The organism is uncultured Aliiroseovarius sp. (assembly GCF_947497285.1).
Taxonomy (GTDB): domain Bacteria; phylum Pseudomonadota; class Alphaproteobacteria; order Rhodobacterales; family Rhodobacteraceae; genus Aliiroseovarius.
In genome coordinates this window covers 1-23,430 of the sequence record NZ_CANMFT010000006.1, presented here as the reverse complement: position 1 = coordinate 23,430, position 23,430 = coordinate 1, and the positions used below count along the sequence as shown (strand labels likewise).

19 protein-coding genes are annotated in these 23,430 nt (G+C 59.8%); 10 read left to right on the top strand and 9 right to left on the bottom strand.

The annotated features are described in order from the left end of the window. Window position 1: 1 nt before the first annotated feature. Both hydA and Q0864_RS11485 read right to left on the bottom strand, forming a co-directional pair. Entirely contained in the window at window positions 2-1,456 is a 1,455-nt protein-coding gene (hydA, locus tag Q0864_RS11490; RefSeq protein WP_248364248.1) for a dihydropyrimidinase, read from the bottom strand. 77 nt (window positions 1,457-1,533) lie between these two features. Beyond that, window positions 1,534-2,787, bottom strand: coding sequence for a Zn-dependent hydrolase (locus Q0864_RS11485; RefSeq protein ID WP_298569559.1), 1,254 nt, complete (start codon window positions 2,785-2,787; stop codon window positions 1,534-1,536). A 183-nt stretch (window positions 2,788-2,970) separates the two neighbouring features. On the opposite strand from Q0864_RS11485, the gene Q0864_RS11480 reads away from it, so the two are divergent. Further along, the gene (locus Q0864_RS11480) at window positions 2,971-3,618 is read left to right on the top strand and encodes a TetR family transcriptional regulator C-terminal domain-containing protein (RefSeq protein ID WP_298569556.1); all 648 of its coding nucleotides are present in this window, start codon (window positions 2,971-2,973) and stop codon (window positions 3,616-3,618) included. Beyond that, window positions 3,618-4,244: a TetR family transcriptional regulator C-terminal domain-containing protein gene (locus Q0864_RS11475; RefSeq protein WP_298569553.1), complete on the top strand. Its 627-nt coding sequence runs from the start codon at window positions 3,618-3,620 to the stop codon at window positions 4,242-4,244. Before Q0864_RS11480 ends, Q0864_RS11475 begins: the two co-directional genes overlap by 1 nt. On the opposite strand, the gene Q0864_RS11470 is transcribed toward Q0864_RS11475, so the two are convergent. The 4 genes from Q0864_RS11470 to Q0864_RS11455 all read right to left on the bottom strand — a co-directional run bounded on the left by Q0864_RS11470 (window position 4,225) and on the right by Q0864_RS11455 (window position 10,541). Beyond that, complete coding sequence (locus Q0864_RS11470; RefSeq protein ID WP_248364240.1) at window positions 4,225-5,115, bottom strand: DMT family transporter; 891 nt, start codon at window positions 5,113-5,115, stop codon at window positions 4,225-4,227. The genes Q0864_RS11475 and Q0864_RS11470 overlap by 20 nt on opposite strands. Window positions 5,116-5,122: 7 nt before the next feature. Continuing rightward, window positions 5,123-6,427 (bottom strand): NAD-dependent dihydropyrimidine dehydrogenase subunit PreA, encoded by a 1,305-nt coding sequence (preA, locus tag Q0864_RS11465; protein ID WP_298569546.1) that lies wholly within the window; start codon window positions 6,425-6,427, stop codon window positions 5,123-5,125. Beyond that, entirely contained in the window at window positions 6,427-7,767 is a 1,341-nt protein-coding gene (locus Q0864_RS11460) for an NAD(P)-dependent oxidoreductase (protein WP_298569543.1), read from the bottom strand. The genes preA and Q0864_RS11460 overlap by 1 nt, the downstream gene beginning before the upstream one ends. A gap of 164 nt (window positions 7,768-7,931) precedes the next feature. Beyond that, window positions 7,932-10,541, bottom strand: a complete 2,610-nt coding sequence (locus Q0864_RS11455; RefSeq protein ID WP_298569540.1) for a cation-transporting P-type ATPase — start codon at window positions 10,539-10,541, stop codon at window positions 7,932-7,934. Between the two features lie 197 nt (window positions 10,542-10,738). On the opposite strand from Q0864_RS11455, the gene ppsA reads away from it, so the two are divergent. From ppsA to Q0864_RS11425, 6 genes are all read left to right on the top strand, one after another. Then, a complete protein-coding gene (gene ppsA, locus Q0864_RS11450) occupies window positions 10,739-13,138 on the top strand; it encodes a phosphoenolpyruvate synthase (RefSeq protein WP_298569538.1) in 2,400 nt (799 codons plus the stop codon). Between the two features lie 16 nt (window positions 13,139-13,154). Then, complete coding sequence (locus Q0864_RS11445; protein WP_298569537.1) at window positions 13,155-13,916, top strand: formate/nitrite transporter family protein; 762 nt, start codon at window positions 13,155-13,157, stop codon at window positions 13,914-13,916. A gap of 92 nt (window positions 13,917-14,008) precedes the next feature. Then, a complete protein-coding gene (locus Q0864_RS11440) occupies window positions 14,009-14,659 on the top strand; it encodes a TetR/AcrR family transcriptional regulator (protein ID WP_298569535.1) in 651 nt (216 codons plus the stop codon). Next, window positions 14,656-15,606 (top strand): HlyD family efflux transporter periplasmic adaptor subunit, encoded by a 951-nt coding sequence (locus tag Q0864_RS11435; protein ID WP_298569533.1) that lies wholly within the window; start codon window positions 14,656-14,658, stop codon window positions 15,604-15,606. Before Q0864_RS11440 ends, Q0864_RS11435 begins: the two co-directional genes overlap by 4 nt. Beyond that, window positions 15,603-16,541, top strand: a complete 939-nt coding sequence (locus Q0864_RS11430; protein WP_298569531.1) for an ABC transporter ATP-binding protein — start codon at window positions 15,603-15,605, stop codon at window positions 16,539-16,541. Before Q0864_RS11435 ends, Q0864_RS11430 begins: the two co-directional genes overlap by 4 nt. Then, window positions 16,538-17,674, top strand: coding sequence for an ABC transporter permease (locus Q0864_RS11425; RefSeq protein ID WP_298569529.1), 1,137 nt, complete (start codon window positions 16,538-16,540; stop codon window positions 17,672-17,674). Before Q0864_RS11430 ends, Q0864_RS11425 begins: the two co-directional genes overlap by 4 nt. Before the next feature lie 46 nt (window positions 17,675-17,720). Here the strand turns inward: Q0864_RS11425 and Q0864_RS11420 are convergent, their stop codons facing one another. Both Q0864_RS11420 and Q0864_RS11415 read right to left on the bottom strand, forming a co-directional pair. Further along, window positions 17,721-19,115, bottom strand: a complete 1,395-nt coding sequence (locus Q0864_RS11420; protein ID WP_298569527.1) for a carnitine 3-dehydrogenase — start codon at window positions 19,113-19,115, stop codon at window positions 17,721-17,723. Continuing rightward, on the bottom strand, window positions 19,112-20,023 hold the full coding sequence (locus Q0864_RS11415; protein WP_298569525.1) for a 3-keto-5-aminohexanoate cleavage protein: 912 nt from the start codon (window positions 20,021-20,023) through the stop codon (window positions 19,112-19,114). The genes Q0864_RS11420 and Q0864_RS11415 overlap by 4 nt, the downstream gene beginning before the upstream one ends. A gap of 80 nt (window positions 20,024-20,103) precedes the next feature. Here Q0864_RS11415 and Q0864_RS11410 point away from each other — a divergent pair, with 80 nt between their 5' ends. Next, window positions 20,104-21,090: a GlxA family transcriptional regulator gene (locus Q0864_RS11410; RefSeq protein ID WP_298569523.1), complete on the top strand. Its 987-nt coding sequence runs from the start codon at window positions 20,104-20,106 to the stop codon at window positions 21,088-21,090. Here the strand turns inward: Q0864_RS11410 and Q0864_RS11405 are convergent. Next, window positions 21,054-21,710 carry an NnrU family protein gene (locus tag Q0864_RS11405; protein ID WP_298569521.1) on the bottom strand — a complete coding sequence of 219 codons (657 nt, stop codon included), beginning with the start codon at window positions 21,708-21,710 and terminating at the stop codon, window positions 21,054-21,056. The two genes, Q0864_RS11410 and Q0864_RS11405, sit on opposite strands and share 37 nt — an antisense overlap. A 243-nt stretch (window positions 21,711-21,953) precedes the next feature. Between Q0864_RS11405 and Q0864_RS11400 the strand changes: the two genes are divergently transcribed. Continuing rightward, window positions 21,954-23,430, top strand: a 1,477-nt coding sequence (locus Q0864_RS11400; protein WP_298569518.1) for a HAMP domain-containing protein, incomplete at its 3' end; no start/stop codon positions are given.

Here is a 23,430-nt window from a genome sequence, read left to right as displayed (position 1 = left end):
CTTAGACACCTGTCGCCGGAATGCCGGTGCGTTTGACCGGCTGTGGTGCGGTCAGTTCTTTCCATTTGCTGAGCGCGGTGTTGACCGTCGCGTTCGGTTCGCGTTCAACAAACTTGCCGTGGCCTTCCTGCGTCTTGATCTCGCCGTCATGCACCGCAACCTGGCCGCGTGTCAGCGTGAAGCGGGGCAGGCCTTTGACCTTGTGGCCTTCAAACACGTTATAATCGATGGCCGATTGTTGGCTGCCTGCCGTGATGGTCTTTTCCTTCTCGGGATCCCACACAACAAGGTCGGCGTCGGCCCCCACCAGAACAGCTCCTTTCTTGGGATAGCAGTTCAGGATTTTGGCGATGTTGGTTGAGGTGACGGCGACAAATTCATTCATCGTCAGGCGCCCCGTGGCCACGCCGTTCGTCCAGAGCATCGGCATCCGATCCTCAAGCCCGCCGGTGCCGTTCGGGATCTTGGTGAAATCCCCAACGCCATAGCGTTTTTGTTCGGTCGTGAAGGCACAGTGGTCGGTCGCGACGACGGACAAGCTGCCCGATTGCAGACCGGCCCACAGGCTGTCTTGGTGCATCTTGTTGCGGAAGGGCGGCGACATCACGCGACGCGCTGCGTGATCCCAATCCTTGTTGAAATACTCGCTTTCATCCAAGGTCAGGTGCTGGATTAGCGGCTCACCCCAAACCCGTTTGCCCTGCATGCGGGCGCGGCGGATCGCCTCGTGGCTTTCCTCGCAGGACACATGCACGACATAGAGCGGCGCACCGGCCATGTCGGCAATCATGATCGCGCGGTTGGTGGCTTCGCCTTCGACCTGCGACGGGCGGGAATAGGCGTGCGCCTCGGGCCCTGTGTTGCCTTCGGCCAGCAGCTTGGCGGACAGTTCCGCCACGACGTCGCCGTTCTCGGCATGGACCATTGGGGTCGCGCCCAGCTCGGCCAGACGGTTGAACGAGGCGAACAGCTCGTCATCATTCACCATCAGCGCGCCCTTATAGGCAAGGAAGTGCTTGAACGTGTTGATGCCGCGTTCCTGAACGACGGTTTTCATGTCGTCGAACACTTGCTCGCCCCACCACGTGACCGCCATGTGGAACGAGTAGTCGCAGTTCGCGCGGGTCGATTTGTTGTCCCAGCGTTTCAATGCGTCCAGCAGGCTTTCCCCTTGGTTTGGCAGAGCGAAATCGACCACCATCGTCGTGCCACCTGCAAGCGCCGCCCGCGTGCCGCTTTCGAAATCATCCGAGGAATAGGTCCCCATGAACGGCATTTCGAGATGCGTGTGCGGGTCGATCCCGCCGGGCATGACATAGCAGCCGGTGGCGTCCAACTCCTTGTCGCCTTTCAGATCCGGGCCAATTTCGATGATCTTGCCGTTGTCGATCAAGACGTCTGCCTTGTAGGTAAGGTCTGCTGTGACGACGGTTCCATTTTTAATGACTGTGGTCATTTCAGTTCTCCCTGTGGATGGCGTCTTTTGATATCCTCACCCAGTGGGTGGGGCACCTTTGCGCCATAACTAGTTGTTCAGTCGACGATTTCCGCCGTCTCCAAAACCGCATGCATCAGCACGTCCGTGCCTGCCGCCGCCCATTCCTTGGAAATGTCCTCCGCCTCGTTGTGGCTAAGGCCATCCACGCAAGGACACATGATCATCGCCGTCGGATAAATCTCGTTGATCCAGCACGCGTCGTGGCCCGCGCCAGACACGATGTCCATGTGGCTATAGCCCAGTTCTTTCGCGGCATTGCGCACGGCCTTCACGCAGCCCTCGTCAAAGGCAGGCGGGTCGAAGGTGCCGACCATCTCCCAACTCATTTCCACGCCGATATCCGCACAGAGCTTCGGCGCGCGCTCGTCAAACTCGGCGATCATCGCGTCGATGACCTCTTGCAGGTGCGAGCGGAAATCGACGGTGCAGACGACCTTGCCGGGAATGATGTTGCGCGAGTTCGGGTAGACGTCGATATGGCCAATCGCCCCCACCGCGTTGGGTTGGTGCTTCATCGCGATCTCGTGGACCAGTTCGGTGATCAGCGCCAAGCCACGTCCTGCGTTGATCCGCATGGGCATAGGGGTTGACCCCGTGTGGCTTTCCTTGCCGATAATGGTCACTTCCAGCCAGTTCAGCCCTTGGCCATGGGTGACGACGCCGATGTCTTTGCCCTCAGCCTCAAGAATGGGGCCTTGTTCAATGTGCAGTTCAAACATCGCGTGCATCTTGCGCGCGCCGACTTCCTCGTCGCCGACCCAGCCGATGCGCTTCAGTTCATCTCCGAATTTCTTACCTTCGGCATCTTCGCGCGCGTAAGCCCAGTCTTGCGTGTGCTTGCCGGCAAACACGCCAGAGGCCAGCATGGCAGGGGCGAAGCGCGTGCCTTCTTCGTTGGTCCAGTTGGTCAGCACAATCGGGTGTTTGGTCTTGACGTTCAGGTCATTCATCGTGCGGATGGCTTCCAGCCCGCCAAGCACACCCAGCACGCCGTCATACTTGCCGCCCGTCGGCTGCGTATCCAGATGCGAGCCCATATAGACAGGCAGGGCGTCGGGGTCTTCGCCAGGGCGGGTGGCAAACATGTTGCCCATAGTATCGACGCCCATGGTGCAGCCTGCAGCCTCGCACCAGCTTTGAAACAGAGCGCGGCCTTCGGCGTCTTCGTCGGTCAGGGTCTGGCGATTGTTACCGCCCGCGACGCCCGGCCCGATCTTGGCCATCTCCATAATGCTGTCCCAAAGACGGTCAGGATTGATGCGCAGGTTTTTCCCGTGGCTCATAGTCATCTCCCATTTGGTCGGCCTTGCGGCGTGCGGAAATTAGATTCCGTCGTTACCCACAGGCTGGCGTGTTTCTGCACGATCGGTCAATCTTTTTCTGACCGATCGTGCAGACAACACCTGTTTTTTGCGCAAAACTCGTGCCACAAGATGAAACCCTGTGCGGATTTTGCACAAACAACGAGTGTGATGAGCGACGTGAACAAGACGACAAGAGGCATCCAAAGCCGCAATCGCGAAGAGGTGACAGCCCGCATTCTGGTTGCCGCCGAAAAGGTGTTTGCCGAGTTTGGATATGCCGGAGCCTCGATCAGTCGCATCGCGGCCGTGGCGGGGCTGCCCAAATCAAACGTGGTTTATTATTTCGAGACGAAAGAGGCGCTGTATCGCCGTGTCGTGGGCGAGATCTTCGATATCTGGCGTGCAGCGGCGGACAGTATCAGGGTCGACAACGACCCGATCCAGGCGCTGGGCGACTATATCGACACCAAACTGGATCTGGCGCGGACGCGGCCATATGGCTCGAAAGTTTGGGCGAACGAGATTATCCAGCGCGCGCCCATCGTGCAGGACTATCTGGAAGACGAGTTGCGATCCTGGACCGAAAACCGGATTACGGTGATCGAGGCATGGATCGAAAACGGAAAGATCAGGCCGATCAGCGCGCGCCATTTGCTCTATGCGATTTGGGCGACGACGCAGCATTACGCTGACTTTACCCATCAGATCACGACACTGAACAATGGGGTCGAGCTGTCGGATACGCAGTGGGACGAGACCAAGACAGCCGTCAAAGACTTGCTGCTGTCCGGCGTTCAGCTGCATGGGGACACCTGATGGCGAAAGCAGGTGCAACATCCCGCCCGACACGGATTCAGCGCGAAAAGCGACAGGCGATTTTTGAGGCGGCGTTGGATGTGTTTTCGGAAAAGGGGTTGCGGGGGGCAACGCTTGATCAGATCGCCAAAGCTGCCGGGATATCCAAGCAAAACATAGTCTATTACTTCAACGGCAAAGAAGCGATTTATTCCGAACTGTTGGAAGGTCTTCTTGAACAATGGGTCAGCCCGCTGCGCGACTTGTCCGCGGACGGTGATCCAATGGAAGAAATCCTGACTTATGTCAGCCGCAAGATCGAAATGTCACGCGACATGCCCCGTGAAAGCCGATTGTTTGCGACCGAGGTTTTGCATGGCGCGCCCCGTCTGGGCGATATGCTGAACACCGATCTGAAGACGCTGGTGGATGAAAAAGCTGCGATCATCGCAGGTTGGATGGTCGAGGGGCGACTGGCAACCATCGACCCGCATCACCTGATCTTCTCGATCTGGGCGATGACACAGCATTATGCGGATTTCGACCTTCAGGTGCAGGCGGTCTTGGGGCCGGTGCGCAGTGACACACGGTTCGAAGATGCCGAGGCGTTCATCACCCATATGCTGGTCAGAACGCTTCGCCCCTAAGCAGCATGGCAAGTGCCAGCAGGGTTGCGGCCACACCGGCCATCAGAAGGGCAGGTTGGGTCGCGCCGTAAAACAGGAATTCCCACAGCACTACCCAGCTGGGCACCAGATATGTATAGGCCATGACCTTGCTGGCGGGCAGGCGCTGGCTGGCATATTGGACCAGAAAGAACGTGCCGGCTGTGGTGACAACCGCAAGATAGGTAATGACCATCCAAACCGCCGGGCGCAGGGCCGCGAAATCCGTGTGGATCACGTCGCGGAACCCATAAATGCCGGTGACGATCAACGCGCCCAGCACAGTCCCGATCGAGGTCTGCAAAGGCTGCACACCCTGCGCCAGCTTGCGCGCCAAAGCGGGCACCAGCGCATGGCAAAGCGCGCCGATCGCAAACAGCGCCTCGCCGCGCCCAACCTCAAAACGCAACAGTGCGTTCAGGTCGGCGCGGAAAATGACCCACACCGCCCCCACCGCACCGATGGTCAGCGCAATCAACGTCCACCGCCCCGACCGTTGCCCCGCGATCAGCAATCCGCAACCGGCGGCCATCAGCGGGGTTAGGGTGAAGACGGCAGCGGTCGAGACCGGGGTCGTGATCCTGAGCGCTTCGAACATGGTAATGAAATAGACGGCCATCAGCCCGCCCATCAGGCCAAAGCGCCAAAAACCCGTGAAGACCGGACGCACCGGTATACGCATGACGCGCGCCAGCCCGAACAGGACCAGCGCGGCCAGTGCAAACCGCACTGTGTTCAGGGCGGTGGGTGTGATCTCTTTCGCGACGATGTGGCCAAAGCTGAAGGACAGCGACACCAGCGCCGAGAAAGACAACATCGCCAGATGGCCCTGCCGGGAGGAGGACAGGGCCATCCCAGCCTTACTCGGCGGCTGTGGCGCTTGGGTTGTTGGGGTGGGTCGTCCAGTTGGCATAGTCTTCCTTCACAACCGTTCCCGTTCGTTCATCCATAGCGCCAGGGGCGATGGTCTCCATGGTGATGCAGCCCTCGACCGGGCAGACATTCACACACAGGTTACACGCCACGCATTCGTCGTCTTTCACGTCGAAAACGCGATCCTCGGACATGCTGATCGCTTGGTGCGAGGTGTCTTCGCAGGCTGCATAACAGCGCCCGCATTGGATGCAAGCGTCTTGGTCAATGCGCGCCTTGGTGACGTGGTTCAGGTTCAGATATTGCCAGTCGGTCACGTTTGGCACCGCACGGCCGACCACTTCTTCGATTGAGGTGTAGCCCTTTTCATCCATCCACTGGCTGAGGCCCGAGATCATTTCCTGCACCACCTTGAACCCATAGGTCATCGCCGCCGTGCAAACCTGCACGTTGCCCGCGCCAAGCGCCATGAATTCGGCTGCATCGCGCCATGTGGTCACACCGCCAATGCCCGAAATGGGCAAGCCATGCGTGCCGGGGTTGCGGGCAATCTCGGCCACCATGTTCAGGGCGATGGGTTTCACCGCCGGGCCGCAATAGCCGCCATGGGTGCCTTTGCCGTCGATCATCGGTTCGGGCGCCATGGCGTCCAGATTGACGTTGGTGATCGAGTTGATCGTGTTGATCAGACTGACCGCATCCGCGCCGCCATCTTTCGCCGCCTGCGCGGGCAGAAGGATGTTGGTGATGTTGGGCGTCAGCTTCACGATGACGGGCAGGTCGGTGGCTTCCTTGCACCAGCGCGTGACCATCTCAATATACTCCGGCACCTGGCCGACGGCCGATCCCATGCCGCGTTCGGCCATCCCGTGCGGACAGCCGAAGTTCAGCTCGAACCCGTCGCAGCCGGTTTCGGCGATGCGCGGAATGATGCGTTTCCATTCGTCTTCTTCGCACGGCACCATGACCGAGGCGATCAACGCGTGATCGGGATAGTCCTTCTTCACACGGGTCATTTCCTCAAGGTTCACCTCAAGCGGGCGATCGGTGATCAACTCGATGTTGTTCAGACCCAGAAGACGGCGATCAGCCCCGTGGATTGCGCCGTAACGAGGCCCGTTCACGTTGACGACGGGCGGCCCTTCGGCTCCAAGTGTTTTCCAGACCACACCGCCCCATCCGGCCTCAAACGCGCGGCGCACATTGTATTCCTTGTCGGTGGGCGGGGCCGAGGCCAGCCAGAACGGGTTGGGTGACTTAATTCCAAGAAAGTTTGATGTCAGGTCGGCCATTAGCTTGCTCCTGTCAGAGTGGCGTGGATGTCCATGGCCGCATCGCGACCTTCGGCAACGGCGGTGACGGTCAGGTCGTCCCCGCCCGAGGCGCAATCGCCCCCGGCCCAGACATTTGCCAAGTTGGTTTTCTGCGCGTCATTGACCGCGATCTTGCCGCCGTCCAGCGTCAACCCGTCCGGCGTATCACCAAGTTTCTGGCCGATGGCTTTGAACAGTTGATCGGCGGGCAGGGTGAAGGTCTCGTCCAACGTCTCCAACTTGCCATCGCGCGTTTCGGTATAGGCGAAGGTCACGGCAGTCAGCGATCCGTTGCCTTCGATCCCCACCGGGGTCGCATTGCAGATCAACGTCACGCCTTTCTGCCGCGCCAAGTCCTGTTCGAATTGCGACGCCGCCATGGCCTCTTGCCCGCGACGGTAAACGATCGTCACGTCCTCGGCGCCCAGCAGTTTCGCCTGAACGCCCGCGTCAATCGCGGTCATGCCGCCGCCGATGACGACGACGCGTCGGCCAACGGGCAGGGCGGTCAGGTCGCTTGCCTGACGCAGATCGGCGATGAAGTCGACGGCATCCGTGACGTTGGTTTTGTCTTCACCGTCAAGACGCAATGCGTTGACGGCGGTCAGGCCCATGCCAAGAAACACCGCGTCGAAATCATCTTGCAGCCCGTCCAGCGTGACGGATTTGCCAAGCGGTTGATCATAGCGGATTTCGATCCCGCCAATCGACAGCAGCCAGTCCAACTCCTTCTGGGCGAAGTCGTTGGTGGATTTGTAGGCAGCAATGCCAAATTCATTCAGACCGCCCCCTTTGGACAGCGCCTCGAAGACCACAACGTTGTGGCCCAGCATCGCCAAGCGGTGCGCGCAGGCAAGGCCGGACGGGCCAGCGCCCACGACAGCAATCTGCTTGCCGGTCTCAGCCGCACGCACGAACGGGTGCACGCCCTTGGCCATCAATGTATCGGTGGCAAAGCGTTGCAGACGACCGATTTCGACGGGCTTGCCCTCGGCAACTTCGCGCACACACACTTCTTCGCAGAGCGTCTCGGTCGGACAGACCCGCGCGCACATGCCGCCCAGGATGTTCTGGTCAAGGATGGTCTTGGCCGCTGCTTCCGGCGTTCCGGTGGCGATCTGGCGGATGAACAGCGGGATGTCGATCGAGGTCGGACACGCCGTCATGCAGGGCGCGTCGTGGCAAAAATAGCAACGATCTGCGGCCACGAGCGCTTCGTGTTCGTCATAAGCTGGATGGAGGTCGGAGAAGTTGGCTTGCACGTCGGCTGGCGCTATTCGACCCGAAGAAACTCCGTTTTCCCTGTTGGAATGAACCATTTTTTGATTCCTGTTGTTGATTTTGATGGACCAATGAAGGCACAGAATCAAAAAATTTACCAGATGGTAAAATATTTTCTTCCCCGGGCAGCACCTCACAACCCAAATGCACAGTGCAGCAGGGCCGCCTAATAAAGGCGATGCAGCGCGCACCTGCGGGAGGCTCAGGCCTTGGCGTATCTGCGACGCGCAAGCGACTTGAAGATCTCTGGAACCAGCAAAATGGGGGCGGTCAGGGCAAGGATCATGACCCAATGGTCGGTCTGCAGCGGTCCTGTGTGCAACAGAGTTTGCAGCGGCGGCCAATAGACGGCTGCGATCTGTGCGCCCAACGTGATCGTCAGTGCACCGATCAAGAGCGGGTTCGACAACCAGCCAATGCGCCAGCACGGGTGATGCAGCGACCGAAACGCGAAGACGCTGAACTTTTCGAAGAAGACCATCGCTGTGAAGGCTGCAGTGCGGGCCTGCGTGACATCAACCGCCAGAAAATGTGTAAAGACAAAGAGGCTCGCCAAGCCGGTATAGAGCCCAAACCCCAAAATGACGGCCACGCCGGTTTTGCCAAGGATCGGTGTGGACTTCTGCCGGGGGCGGTGATCCATCTGGTCGGGCTCGGTCTTTTCCAGTCCAAGCGCCACTGCGGTGACGCCGTCGGTGACAAGGTTCATCCACAGGATTTGCGTGGCAAGAAAGATCAGCGGACCGCCGATCAGGATGTTTACCACCAGAGCCACCACCTCTCCCGCGTTCGAGGCCAGAAGGTAGCGCACGAATTTACGGATGTTCGCAAATTGCCGCCGACCTTCTTCGATGGCGTTTACGATGGTTGCGAAATTGTCGTCCAGCAGCACAAGGTCCGAGGCATCTTTCGCAACTTCCGTGCCGCGAACCCCCATGGCAACGCCAATATCCGCTGTTTTCAGGGCAGGGGCATCATTCACCCCATCGCCAGTCATGGCGACCACTTGGCCCTGCGCCTGTAGCGCCTGCACAATCTTCAGTTTGTGAATGGGTTGGGTGCGCGCAAAAAGAATGTCTGTCGTCAGAGCCCTGGACAACGCCTCTGGGGTCAGCGCATCCAGTTCGTCCCCGGTCATCGTTTGGGCAACGGGCAGGCCGACCGCGCGGGCAATGGCACGGGCCGTGACCGGTCCATCGCCGGTGATCATGATTACCCGAATGCCAGCGGACCGCGTAGAGGCTATCGCTGATTTAACCTCGGCGCGGGGGGGGTCGATCAGGCCGACCAACCCCAAGAAGATCAGCCCGGCTTCCCGGCAGTCCTCGGACGTCGTCGGGCGGGCAGCAACCGCGATCACACGAAGCCCGTCCTCGGCCATCTGGTGATAGCTTTCGCTGATCAGGGCCACGTCGCGGTCGCCTAGCTTGCGGGCGTTCGCCCCCTCCTGCACCTGGTCACACACGTCCAGCACCTGTTCCGGCGCGCCTTTGGTGAAGACCATATGCCCGGCGTCGGTCCTAGCCAGAACGCTCATGCGCTTGCGTTCGCTCGTGAAGGGCAGTTCGTGCAGAACGTCGGTGCTGTCAAGCGCCGTGCACCAGCCCTTGTAAGCCAATGTGACCAAAGCGCCTTCGGTGGGTTCGCCGGTCATCGACCAACTGTCGCCCTGTCGGCTCAGGCGCGCGTGTGAACAGGTCAGGACCGCCGTGAGAAGCCGCGCCAGACCCGGATCGTCCGAGGCGCGCAGACGCTGCCCCTGATAGGCGATGTGACCCGTGGGGTCATAGCCGCTTCCGGTGACCTCATAGGAGCGATCCGGGGTCCAGACCCGTGTCGCTGTCATCATGTTTTCTGTCAATGTGCCGGTCTTATCCGTGCAGATCACGGAGGCCGCGCCCAATGTCTCGACCGCTTGCAGGCGGCGGGCAAGGGCATTGCGACGCGCCATCGCGGCCGCGCCAAGGGCCAGTGTAATCGTCACGACGGCTGGCAGGCCTTCGGGCACCATCGCCACGGCAAGCGACAAGGCGGTCATGAAGATTACAACGGGGTCTTGCTGTTGGTAAATCCCCAAAGCAAAGACAAAGCCAGCGATCAGGATGGCGGCTATCCCCAACTGACGCGCCAAGCGGTCCAGTTGCGTTTGCAACCCGGTCTTGGCGCGCTGGGCGGTGCTTGTCAGGGTGGCGATCTTGCCAAATTCCGTCGCCGCGCCGATGGCTGTCACGATGGCTTCGGCGCGGCCTGAAACGATCGTGGTGCCGGCGAAAAGGTCGTGGCCTTCAGATGGATCGGTGCTTTTCTCGACCGGCAGGCTTTCCCCGGTCAGCACGCTTTCGTCGCATTTCAGTTGCAAGGCGTGCGTCAGGCGCGCGTCGGCGGGCACGCGGTTACCGGTTGCCAGCAGGATCAGGTCATCGGGCACCAGCTCGCGCGGGTCGATGGTCACTTCCTGCCCGTCACGCACGACGGTTGTGTGGGTGCTCAGCATCTTGCGCAGGGCGATCAATGCCGTTTCGGCGCGCCATTCCTGCACAAAGCCCAGCACGCCGTTCAACATGATGACCAATCCAATCGCCAGCGTGTCGACCGGATCACCGACGAAGAAGGCGATCACCGCGGCAAGGATCAGGATGACCACCAGAAAATTGGTAAACTGACGGATGAACACGGTGATGGGGGGCGTGGTCGGAGGCTGCGGAAGCTCGTTCCAGCCATGCGTCGCACGCCGGGTTTCAACCTCGGCACGCGACAGGCCTGTGGCCGCGGCGCCCTTGGCTGGCAAGGTCTTGGTCTCGCGTTGCGTCATGGCTTAACTTGCGCGGGTTCTTGTGCCGTTTGCGTTGATCCTGATCAACCGTCGCGCGATGGGCGAGGCGTCTGGGCGGGGGACGGTGACCACCTGACATCGGGCACGAATCGCTTGGCCCGGCCTTGACGCGGATCATACCGGCAGGCAGCCAAACCGGCTATCCTTTGGCGAATTCATGACGCAGGGAGGTTGCGATGTCGCTGAAGGATCAAACCGTAGTTTTCTTTGAGGAGTTGAAGCGGGGAGACGTTGACATTGTCGGCGGCAAGAACGCGTCATTGGGCGAAATGGTGCGAGAATTGGGCAAACGTGGTGTGCAGGTGCCGCCGGGCTTTGCCACCACGGCCAACGCATTCCGGTCGTTTCTGGCGGCCAACGATCTGGGCGTGCGGATCACCGATCTGATGGACAGGCTGGGGGCTGGGAAGCTAACCTTGCAGGAGGCCGGGCAAGCAATCCGAAAATCCATTGTTGAGGGCGACTTACCCGACGATCTTGAGGCGGATATCCGCACGGCCTACCGCGATCTGGGTGCGCGCTCTGGTGTCACGGATTTGCCCGTTGCCGTGCGTTCCAGCGCCACTGCCGAGGATTTGCCGGACGCGAGTTTCGCCGGTCAGCAGGAAACGTTCCTGAACGTTCGCGGCGAGGCGGCGTTGCTGCACGCCTGTCGCCGGTGTTTTGCATCACTTTTTACCGATCGTGCGATCACATACCGCCAGCTGAAGGGGTTTGATTACGCCAAGGTGGCGTTGTCGGTCGGGGTCCAGCAGATGGTGCGCTCGGACATTGGAGGGTCTGGGGTCATGTTCTCGATCGATACGGAAACCGGCTTTGATAAGACGGTGATGATCAGCGCGGCTTGGGGGCTTGGCGAAAACGTCGTTCAAGGCGCCGTTAACCCGGACGAATATCAGGCCTTCAAGCCATTTCTGGATGACCCCTCGCTGACCCCGATCCTTGAAAAGCGGCTTGGGGCAAAAGAAAAGAAAATGATCTATGCCGGGGCCAGCGGGGGCGATATCCGCAATGTGCCCACCTCAAAGGCAGAACGCGCGGCTTTTGTGCTGTCAGATGATGAGATCCTTGAACTCGCCCGGCATGCGCGCACGATCGAGGACCATTATGGTCAGCCAATGGATATGGAATGGGCCAAGGATGGAAACAGCGGCGCGTTGTTCATCGTTCAGGCCCGCCCAGAAACCGTGCAGTCGCGGGTCGAAGCGGGGGCATTGAAATCCTACAGCGTGTCTGGCACGGGAGAGGTGCTGTTGACGGGTCTCAGCGTAGGCGAGGCGGCTGTCAACGGTCAGGTCTGCCTGATCGAGACGGCGGCAGATATCGACCGTTTTGTCGACGGCGCGATCCTCGTGACCTCGACCACCGACCCGGATTGGGTGCCGATCATGAAGCGCGCAGCGGCCATCGTGACCGATCATGGGGGCCGGACATCTCATGCGGCTATCGTCAGCCGAGAACTGGGGTTGCCCGCGATTGTCGGTTGTGGCGATGCCACGCATGTGTTGCATGACGAACAGGAAATCACCGTGTCCTGCGCAGAGGGCGAGGATGGGTTCGTCTATGCAGGCCACGCCGAAATAAGCGTGGAAGAGCAACGCCTTGACGCAGTGCCCGACACGACGACGGACGTGATGTTAAACATCGCCAACCCGGCTGCCGCATTCCGGTGGTGGCGCCTGCCTGTCGCGGGTGTTGGCCTTGCGCGGATGGAATTTGTGGTAAACTCGGCCGTGAAGGTGCACCCTATGGCGCTGGTGAAGTTTGACGCGCTGAAGGACGCGGCCGCGCGTGAGGCCATCGAAGAGCTGACAAGCGGGTATGACGACAAGCCGCAATATTTCGTTGATCAACTGGCGCGTGGCTTGTCGCGGATCGCGGCTGTGTGCCATCCCAAACCGGTCATCATTCGAATGAGCGATTTCAAGACCAACGAATATGCCGATTTGCTGGGCGGACGCCAGTTCGAGCCGCACGAGGAAAACCCGATGATCGGGTTCCGTGGTGCTTCGCGGTATTACTCGGATGAATACCGCGAGGGGTTTGCCCTTGAATGCCGTGCCATTCGTCGACTGCGCGAAGAAATGGGGTTTGACAATGCCATCGTGATGATCCCGTTCTGCCGCACCCCGGCTGAAGCAGACGATGTGCTGCGGGTCATGGCCGAGAACGGGTTGGAACGCGGGGTGAACGGGCTTCAGGTCTATGTGATGTGCGAGGTGCCATCGAATGTCATTCTGGCGCGAGAATTTGCCAAGCGGTTTGACGGTTTCTCGATCGGGTCGAATGATCTGACCCAGCTGACCCTTGGCATTGACCGCGATTCCGAATTGCTGGCTCCTTTGTTTCGCGAAAATGACCCTGCGGTGTTGTGGATGATCGAAACCGTGATCCGCGAGGCGCATGCCGTTGGGTCGAAGGTTGGCTTTTGCGGTCAGGCGCCCAGCAACGACCCCGGCTATGCGCGCACGCTTGTCGGCTTTGGGATCGATTCGATATCTGTCACGCCTGACAGTTTTCTGAACGTGAAGCAGAACGTGGCGGCCGCAGAGCATCGCAAATCAAAGCGCACATAAGAGGGTGCATATGGACATGGAAGCCCGAACCCCGGCGCAGATTGCCGAACGAGTCGCCACAATTGGCCTTGCCAAAAGTCAGAACACCACACGGCAACTTGCCTTACTTGCACTGATGGCAGGGGCTTTCATTGCCTTGGGCGCACTGTTTTACACGCTTGTGATCTCCGACAGCTCCTTTGGCGCTGGGCCGACACGTCTGATCGGGGGACTGGCTTTTTCGGTCGGGCTTGTGCTGGTGTTGGTGGCGGGCGGTGAGCTGTTCACCGGCAATACCTTGATGGTCCTGCCATGGCTCAACCAGGACTTCACGCTTGCGGCGATGATGCGCAACTGGACGATCGTGTATGCGGGCAACCTTGTCGGCGCGTTGATGATCGCCGCTTTTGTCGTGCAGTCAGGGGTCTTGGACAGCGCCAACCTTTCCACGACAGCCGCTGCGATGGCGCAGGCCAAGCTGGACCTGACAGCGACAGAGGCGCTTTTTCGCGGCATATTGTGCAACATGCTGGTCTGTTTGGCGGTATGGATGAGCTATGCGGCGCACACTGTAACGGGCAAGGTTGTGGCGGTCTTGCTGCCCATTGCCGCCTTCGTTGCCGTCGGGTTCGAGCACTCGGTTGCCAATATGTATGTGGTTCCGGTCGCCATGTTTGAAGGTATCGTGGCCTATGATGTGTTGGGCTTTCTACGCAACCTCATCTTTGTGACCCTTGGCAACATCGTTGGCGGCGGTGTCTTGGTGGCAGGTGTTTATTGGGCGGTTTTCCAGAAGTAGCCGACGCCGGCAAGCGTTGCTTGGCAAGGCGCTTACGCAAGGCAGCACACTTTTCCCTTTATATAACTGACCAGTCAGTTATTAATGAAAGCATGACAGCATTCAAACCCAAAGAGCCAAAGTTTCGCCGTCGCGCCGAGGCGCGCCCGGATGAGGTTTTGGACGCAGCGCTCGCTCTGTTCACCGAAAAAGGCTTCTCTCAAACCACGGTCGACCAGATCGCGCGTCGGGCCGGGTTTTCAAAGGGCACTGTCTATCTGTATTTCACGTCGAAAGATGCCATTCTGGAAGCACTGGTCGAACGCGCCATCGCCCCGTTGACCGGATCTGTTTTCGACGCGATGCAGGGGTATAAAGGCGACCCCCGACCTGTTTTGGCGATGTTTCTGCGACAGGTCGGGCAGGCGCTCAGTGATGACGCCGTGCGGGCCGTGCCGATGATCATCCTGCGCGAAGCCTCGATCGCGCCCCAACTGGCAAGCTTGTTTCGCGACAAGGTGCTGTTTCGTGCGCTGCCCGCCATCGCGGCGCTGTTGGCGCAAGGGGTTCAGGGGGGGCATATCCGACCGATCGACCCCGAGCTGACTGCGCGATCTGTGATGGGGCCGATCATCGCCCATATCATCTTGTTCGAAGTCTTCAGCGTTGCCCCTGACGGAGGTTTGCAGCTGGACGAATTGGTTGAAAACCACCTGCAAATTCTGTGTGCGGGATTGGCCCCCCTTGAAGGAGATGCCCAATGAGCTCGCTACCCGACTGGCTGATTGCGTTGATCAGCATCGTTATCCCCGGCTTCGGATCCCCCGATGTCAGCGCCTATAACGGCTATGTGGAGGCGGATTATGTTTACGTCGCGCCCTCGGCTGTGGGGCGGATCGTGCAGATGGGGGTCGACGAAGGTGAAATGGTTGGGGCGGGCGATGTCCTGTTCAGGATTGATGCCTCGCACCAAAAGGCGGCTCTGCGCGCCGCTACGGCACAAGTCGCGGTGGCGCAGGCCAACCTCGACAACCTGTCGACAGGCAGCCGGACGGCCGAGATTGATGTGATCCGGGCGACGCTGGATCAGGCCCGGGCTGACCAGAGGTTGGCCCAGTCCACGCTTGATCGGTCCGAGCAATTGCTGGCCAGTGGGTCCGTGTCAAAGGCACGTGTCGATGCAGACCAAACCATGGTTCTGAGTGCCAATGCGCGTGTGGCCCAGCTTGAGGCGCAGTTGCAGGTTGCAGAATTGCCAGCGCGCGACGCCCAGCGTATCGCCGCCGAAGCATCGCACGAAGCCGCCCTGGCACAGCTGGACGACGCCCGGTCCGCTTTGGCTGATCGCGAGGTGATCGCCCCGGTCGGCGGGTTGATTGACCGCGTTTTCTATGAAGAAGGCGAGGTGGTCGGCGCGGCCGCGCCCGTTATGTCCATCCTGCCGCCGGATGCTCTGAAAGCCTTGTTCTTCGTGCCCGAGGCACATCGCGCCAGCGTTCAACCCGGAGAGGTCTTTGACGTGACCTGCAATGGTTGTCCCGCCAATCTGACGGCGCGGGTGACGCGGCTGGCGACAACGCCGCAATATACACCTCCCATTATCTATAGTCGCGAAGAACGCGCCCGCCTTGTGTTCCGCGCCGAGGCCGTTCTGGAAAATGCCGACGGCGTGTTGCCGGGCCAACCCCTGACACTTAGCCCCCGCCAATGACCCAAGCGCCCGCCATATCTGTGGTCGATCTGACAAAGTCCTTCAGTGGTCGCGTGGTCGTGGATCACTTCGACATGGAAGTGCCGAAAGGTGCGATCTACGGCTTTCTGGGACCGAACGGGTCGGGCAAGACCACAACGATCCGCATGATGTGCGGGCTTTTGACGCCTGATGGGGGGCACGGCACCTGCCTTGGCTATGACATTCTGACCGAACAGGACCAGATCAAGGAAAACGTGGGCTACATGACCCAAAGGTTTTCGCTTTATGAAGACCTGACCATTCGTGAAAACCTCGACTTCATCGCACGGATGTTTCAAGTCAAGGACCGCCGCGCACGGGTGCAAGCCGCGTTGGAGGATCTGGGTCTTGCCAATCGGGCAGGGCAGTTGGCGGGCACCTTGTCAGGCGGTTGGAAGCAGCGACTGGCGCTGGCGGCTTGCATGATCCACGATCCGGCACTTTTGTTGCTGGACGAACCCACGGCGGGCGTGGACCCCAAGGCGCGACGTGACTTTTGGGATGAAATTCGGCGCTTGTCCGCCAAAGGGGTCACCGTTTTGGTGTCCACCCATTACATGGACGAAGCCATCCAGTGCGACTTTATCGCCTATATCGCGTATGGCAAAAAGCTCATCTCGGGCACCGCGCGCGATATCCCGAAAATGATCGGACTGCACACCTATCGCGTGACCGGCCCGAACCTGACTGCGCTTGAGGCCACATTGCGCGCTGACCCCGGGGTCGGGCAGGTGGCGCGGTTTGGGGCCGTCTTGCATGTGTCGGGCACGGATGAAGCGGCGCTGAAGGCGCTCGCGGCACAAAACCAAGCCAAAGGCACACATAAATGGGTCTTGAAAGAGGCCGAGCTGGAAGAGGCGTTCATTTATCTGATGGCGGGGGCAGCGGACAATTACGACGGAGGTCCGGCATGAGGTGGCGGTTTTCGTGGTCCCGATTTTTGGCCGTTCTGTCCAAGGAATTCGTGCAGATGCGGCGCGACCGAATTACCTTCGTGATGATGATCGGCGTTCCGATCATGCAGCTCCTGATCTTTGGCTATGCGATCAACTCTGACCCGCGTCATTTGCCGACATTGGTCGAAATGGCAGACGAAGGACCCGTCACGCGCGCCATCCTGATGGGCATGCAAAGCTCGACCTATTTCGATTTTGAGGGCGTCGTCACAAGCCCGGCGCAAGGAGAGCGTGCGCTGCGCGACGGCACCGCCAATTTCGTCGTGGTGATCCCGCAGGGGTTTGAAACCGATATCGTTCGCGGTCTGTCGCCTGAAATCCTGATTGCGGCTGATGCCTCTGACCCGACGGCCGTTGGGGGGGCCGCAGGCGCGATGTCGGGGATCGTGGACACCGCGATGGCGCAGACCCTGACCGGCGCGCTTGGGTTTACCGCAGCCCGCCCGCCGCCGTTCGGCGTGGTGGTTCACCGTCAATACAACCCGGAAGGCAACTCTTCGATCAACATCGTGCCGGGGTTGCTGGGGGTCATTTTGTCGATGACGATGATCATGATCACGGCGGTCGCGATCGTGCGCGAAAGCGAAAAAGGCACGATGGAGACCTTGATCGCAACACCGGTGCGTCCGATGGAGGTCATGCTGGGTAAAATCGCCCCCTATATCCTTGTGGGTTATGTGCAGACGCTGGTGTTTCTGGTCGCGGCGCGGGTGCTGTTCGGTGTGCCTTTCATCGGATCGCCAGTGGCGTTCTTCGTCGGCTTCAACCTGTTCATCGTCGTGAACCTTGCGCTTGGTTTTCTAATCTCAACGGTGGCGCGCAGTCAGATGCAGGCCATGCAAATCTCGTTCTTCACGTTGCTCCCGACCATTCTGCTTTCGGGTTTCATGTTTCCGTTCGCCGCCATGCCCGGATGGGCGCAGGCAATTGGCAATGCCATTCCTGCGACGCATTTTCTGCGCCTTGTGCGCAAAGTCATGCTGAAAGGTGCTGATCTTAGCGATATCGCGGTTGATTTGCTGGGCATCGCGGTGATCATGCTGGTGATCGTGACCATTGCGCTTAAACGCTATCGCCAGACGCTGGACTAGCGCGCATCACGTCTGCTGGCTGAGCGTGTTGCCGGACCCGCGACCCTTATGCGCTGTGGTTGGCATGTAAGGATGCCAAAGCTACGACGCGCGCTTCGACATCGGCGCGGGGCGGGCAGGATTTGCGGGTGTTTAGGTCCACATGCAGCAGGAATTGATCGCAGGTTGCCAGCAGCCCGCCATCCTTCGTGCGCTTCATCTCGTGCCACAGGCGCAGCTTTTTGCCTTCGCCAAGGGTCACGGTGGTGTCCACGTAGACCGTTTCGCCCGCATGGCATTCGTCGATATACTTGATGTTGGTTTCAGCGGTGAAATAGCTGAGGCCCGACGCGATATAATCCGCATCTGCGCCCACATGCGCCATCACCCGGTCGGCAGCATCCGAGAACACCTGACCATAGCGTCCTTCGTTCATGTGGCCGTTATAGTCCGTCCAGTCCACCGGCACGTCACGGGTGACGGTGCGCAGGGGAACGGTATCGGTCATCGTAGGCCACAGGTCCGCCTCGTGTTCGCGGATCACCCGGCCTGCGCCGGATCCCGGCCCGCGGGCCTTAAGGGCGCGTAGCATCGAGACGAGGTTGTCGTCGCGCAGCCGCTCCAATTCGCGGATCGACATATGGCCGGATTGCGCGTCCGACTGGCCTGCGATCAGGTCAACCAGTTCATCGGTGAATTCCGGCACGTCCATCAGCTTGGTCCAGGGCCAGGACAGGCAGGGGCCGAACTGGGCCATGAAGTGCTTCATGCCCGCCTCGCCACCCGCGACGCGGTAGGTTTCAAACAGGCCCATCTGCGCCCAGCGAAGGCCGAAGCCCATGCGAATCGCCTCGTCGATTTCCTCGGTCGTTGCGATGCCGTCCTTGACTAGCCAGAGCGCCTCGCGCCAGACCGCCTCAAGGAAGCGGTCGGCAATATGGGCGTCGATTTCCTTGCGCACTTTCAGGGGGTACATGCCGATGGACTGAAGGATGTCGGCGGCACGGGTGCAGGTGCCTTCGTCGCCCACAAGCTCGATCAACGGCAGAAGGTAGACCGGGTTGAACGGATGCGCGACAATCGCACGCTCGCCTTTTTCGTTCAGTTCCGAGGGTTTGAAGCCCGATGTTGATGAACCGATGATCGCCGTTTCCGGCGCGAGACGCATCAGGTCTGCAAAGACTTTGTGCTTTAGGTCCAGCCGCTCCGGCACGCTTTCCTGCACCCAATCGGCACCTGCGACGGCTTGGGCCAGATCGTCGTGATAGGTCAATTTGCCCTCTGCAGGCAGCGCGGTTTCGTAGAGGCCCGGCAGCGCGCGGCGGGCGTTGATCAGAACCTCGCCGATCTTGCGTTCAGCCTCGGGGTCGGGGTCGAACACGGCGACGTCCCACCCGTTCAGAAGGAACCGCGCGGCCCAGCCGCCGCCGATGACGCCGCCGCCAATGATTGCCGCCTTCATTTCGGGGCTCTTTTCACAAGGCCCAGCTTTTCGCGCACGTCCTCGGGACCAATCACGCGGGCGCCCATGCCTTCGATGATGCCACGCGCGCGGGTCACAAGCTGTTCGTTGGTCGCAAGCTCGCCCTTGCCAAGCCACAGGTTATCCTCAAGCCCGACGCGCACGTTGCCGCCCGCCAGCACGGCCGCTGCGACATAGGCCATCTGGTTGCGCCCCAACCCGAAGGCCGAGAAGGTCCAGTCGTCGGGCACATTGTTGACCATCGCCATGAAGGTGTTCAGGTCGTCTGGCGCGCCCCACGGCACACCCATGCACAGCTGCACAAGGGCGGGGCTGTCCAGCACGCCTTCTTTCACCAGTTCCTTGGCGAACCACAGATGGCCTGTGTCGAAGGCTTCGATCTCGGGTTTCACGCCCAGATCGGTCATCATCTTGCCCATGGCGCGCAACATGCCGGGGGTGTTGGTCATGACATAATCCGCCTCGGCGAAGTTCATGGTGCCACAATCCAGCGTGCAGATCTCGGGCAGGCATTCGGCCACGTGGGCGACCCGTTCGGTGGCGCCGATCATGTCGGTGCCGGCATCGTTCACCGGCATGGGCGCGTCCGTTGGGCCGAACGTGATGTCGCCGCCCATACCCGCGGTCAGGTTCAGAACAACATCCACATCGGACGCGCGGATGCGGTCGGTCACTTCGCGGTAGAGTTTCGGGTCGCGCGAGGGCGTGCCAGTTTCGGGGTCGCGCACATGGCAATGCACGATGGCAGCGCCTGCTTTCGCGGCGGCAATCGCGCTGTCAGCGATCTGCTTGGGGCTGCGCGGCACATGGGGCGATCGGTCCTGCGTGCTGCCTGACCCGGTGACGGCGCAGGTAATGAAAACATCGGTGTTCATGGTCAGGGGCATGGGATCCTCGCAGAATGGTTCGCGTGTCCATTCATGATGTCCGGGATTGACGCGCGTGATGTGCAGATTTAAGCAAAATCATGCAGAAATGGTCAAAAACCGAAAAGCAAACTCAACGCATCAGCTTTTTGCTGTTCGATCAGTTTTCGAACCTTGCGCTGGCCAACCTTCTGGAACCCTTGCGCGCCGCGAATGCGCTGTTGGGGTATGCGGCTTATACTTGGCAGATTTGCACGCCCGGTGACCGCACGGTGCAGTCTTCCAGCGGGTTGCCGGTCATGCCCACGACGCCGCTTGGCGAGATCGGACGCGGTGACATACTGTATGTCGTGGCGGGTTATGATCACCAAACCCATGCCAGACCTGCGACCGCCAAGATGTTGCGCGCTCTTGCGGGTCATTTCCAGGTGATGGCTGGAATTGATACCGGTAGCTGGCTTTTGGGAGCGGCCGGGCTTTTGGATGGGCGTCGGGCGACAGTTCATTTCGACCGAACCGAGGCCTTTGCCGAGAGGTTTACCTCCATCAATGTTCAGCGTGCGCGCTGGGTGCGGGATGGTGGTCGGATCACCTGCAGCGGTGGTATGGCGGCATTCGATCTGGCATGCGAGCTGATTGGCGAAGATCACGGGACGGCTTTGCTTTTGGAGCTCACGCAGCTTTTCATGTCGGATGGTTCGCACGCGACCCAAGCACCGCCCCAAATACGGTCTGACCGGCGCGTCGATCTGTGCCTGCGTATGATGGCGGCACAGATCGAAAATCCGCTGACCATCGCGGAACTCGCGCGGAAGGTTGACTGTCGCCAGCGCGATCTGGAGCTTCGTTTCAACAAGCATTTCGGGGCGACCCCGCGTCAGGTCTACAAGCGTTTACGCCTGAATGCGGCCAAACGCATGTTGATCGCGGATGGTCTGTCAATTGCCGAAGTCGGGTTGCGGGTCGGCTATGCAGATGCCAGCGCATTCGCGCGCGCCTTTCGGCAGGAATTTGGCTGCAACCCGCGCGATGTGGCGCGCGGCATAGCGCTTCAGAACAGTGGTGAGACTCCGATGACGGGCCCATGAAGGCCAATCAGTGTCAGATAGACCGCGACCCCAATTCCAAAACGCAGCACGCCGTTGGTGGTGAGGCGTAGTTCTCGGCGTGTTTGGGTCAGGGCGTGCCAGCGTGCCTCGCCCATGATCCGTTTCTGGCGCCGGTTAACGATCTTTGCGCCGAGCAGCGAAAAGCCCGCAAACAGTCCGAACAGAATGAGATGGGCAAGGTTTCCGTTTGGCACCATATGCCCCAGCGCCCACAACAACAGCGCCGCCAGAAGCGGATGGCGCACCCAGCCGACCAGCCCCGGTGCGGACGGCTCAAACCGGTCATTATGCGCTCCGCCAAATGACAGCGGATTGGGCCGCCCGATCGCCATGGCTGCAATCACACAGGCCAGGAACATGCAAGTCAGCGTGACATGGTTTTGCCACAGCGCCCAATCCCAAAGCCCGATAAAGGGCGCGCGGCCTGCAGCCACGATAACCCAGACCAACATTGCGGTAGACAAGGCCGAATAGGCAATCGTGAAACCGCGTTGGCCCAGTCTGGACACCAACCTCGCCTTGACGGCAGGGCGCACCGGGATCGAGTGCGATAAGAAAAACATGAAAAACGCGAAGAAATATCCATACCATCCCGTCATGTTTTGCCGCCTTTCAACTTGATCTTGACGCCCTTCTAGGGGCAGCGCGCCGCGCCGTCCATGGGCGAACTGCCGCAACAGCTGGCCTATGTTGCGCTGCCCGTTGACCCGATAGACAAGACGTTTTTGAGGTTCCGGAATTTTGCGAGCCCGCGACAAGACCGCCGTTAACTGCAGCGAAATACCTTCGCGGTTATGGTGCCTTGGATACGTTGTGGATGTGTCGCAAAAGGATGCCAGTGCATGAAGAAATCGACGCGTGATATTGCTCGCAAATTGGGTTTGAACACCATTTTCCTCAAGATCTCACTTATTGTGGCGATCAGCAGTGCATTGGTGGGTGTCGCCTTGGCCTATTTGTCCATGGCGACCTCGAACAAGATCATCGACAGCACGGTGGCCTATCAGGCTGCTGACATGACGAAGTTTACTTCGGATGTGCTGGTCGGGTCGTTCCGGGCAAATAGCCGTGTCGGTGTTGAACGGCGGCTAGAAGGCCTTTTGTCAGAAGGTGAGGGAAAACTGCGATATGCAGCCGCTTTTGCAACACCCAGGGACACGTTGTTTGACGGCGGCAGCGATGCGGATGTGTTGCCGGACTTGCAGGCCCTTGCCTTGCGCGCGTTTGAGACTGGCGAAGTTCAGCGGTCGTTGGATGGGACGCTAATCGCCCAGCCCGTGCAAGCTGATGGAAACGACAAGGTGCTTGGTGTGGTTGCGCTTGCATGGTCCGCCCAGCAGCTTCGCGACGTGGCCAGCAAAGATCAGAATTTGGCTTTGGTGGTCGCGGCCGTGATCTTTCTGATTTCTCTGGTCGCGACGACCTACGTCGTGTGGCTGACCGTTGCGCGCCCTTTGTCTGGAATCAAGGACGCGATCGACCGTGTGGCTTTGGAGGACTATGACACCCCCATCCCAAGCATGACCCGAGGTGACGAGTTGGGAGGCATCGCAAAGTCGCTTTGCGCCTTTTCGAACCGGTTGCGCGATGGGGTCGAACAGATGCGCGAGAACCTGTTTCGAGGCACGGCTTTTGATCGGTCGTCCGCCAGTTTGATGCTGACGGATGAAGCTCTGACGATCACATCCTGTAGCCCGGCCCTCTTGGCAGTGCTGCGAACCCATGAAGGGAATTTTGAACAAGTTGCGCGTGGGTTTGACCCCGACAACCTGATCGGAGAGAGCCTGTTGCGTGTCATGCCCGAAACGACACATGACGATGTGAAACGCTTTCTTGAAGGGCGTGGGCGGACCCCTTTCCATGACACAATCGCGGTTGGGGATGCGCGCTTCACGCTCGATATCAACCTGGTTTGCGACCCGGAAGATACCGCAATGGGGTATGTCGTGGAATGGAAAGACGTGACCCAGGAAACCATGAACCTCGCGATCCTAAGCTCGATCGACAGCCATCAGGTCAAAGCGGAATTCAGCCTGTCGGGCCATGTCCTGACGTCAAATGCCCTGCTCAGAGAGCTGCTGGACAAAACCGCCGACGCGTTGACAGCGATGCACGTCAATGACCTGTTCCGGTTTGATCCTGATCTGGCACGCGAACGAGGCCCTGTCTTCGAACGACTGAATGACGGTGAAAGCATTTATGGTCGCTTCGAAATGCAGTGCGACAACGGAACAATCGCATGTGTTGAAGGCAGTTTTGCGCCTGTTCTGGACAGCAAGGGCGTTCTTTTGCGGATTGTGTTTCTTGGCAAGGACGTGA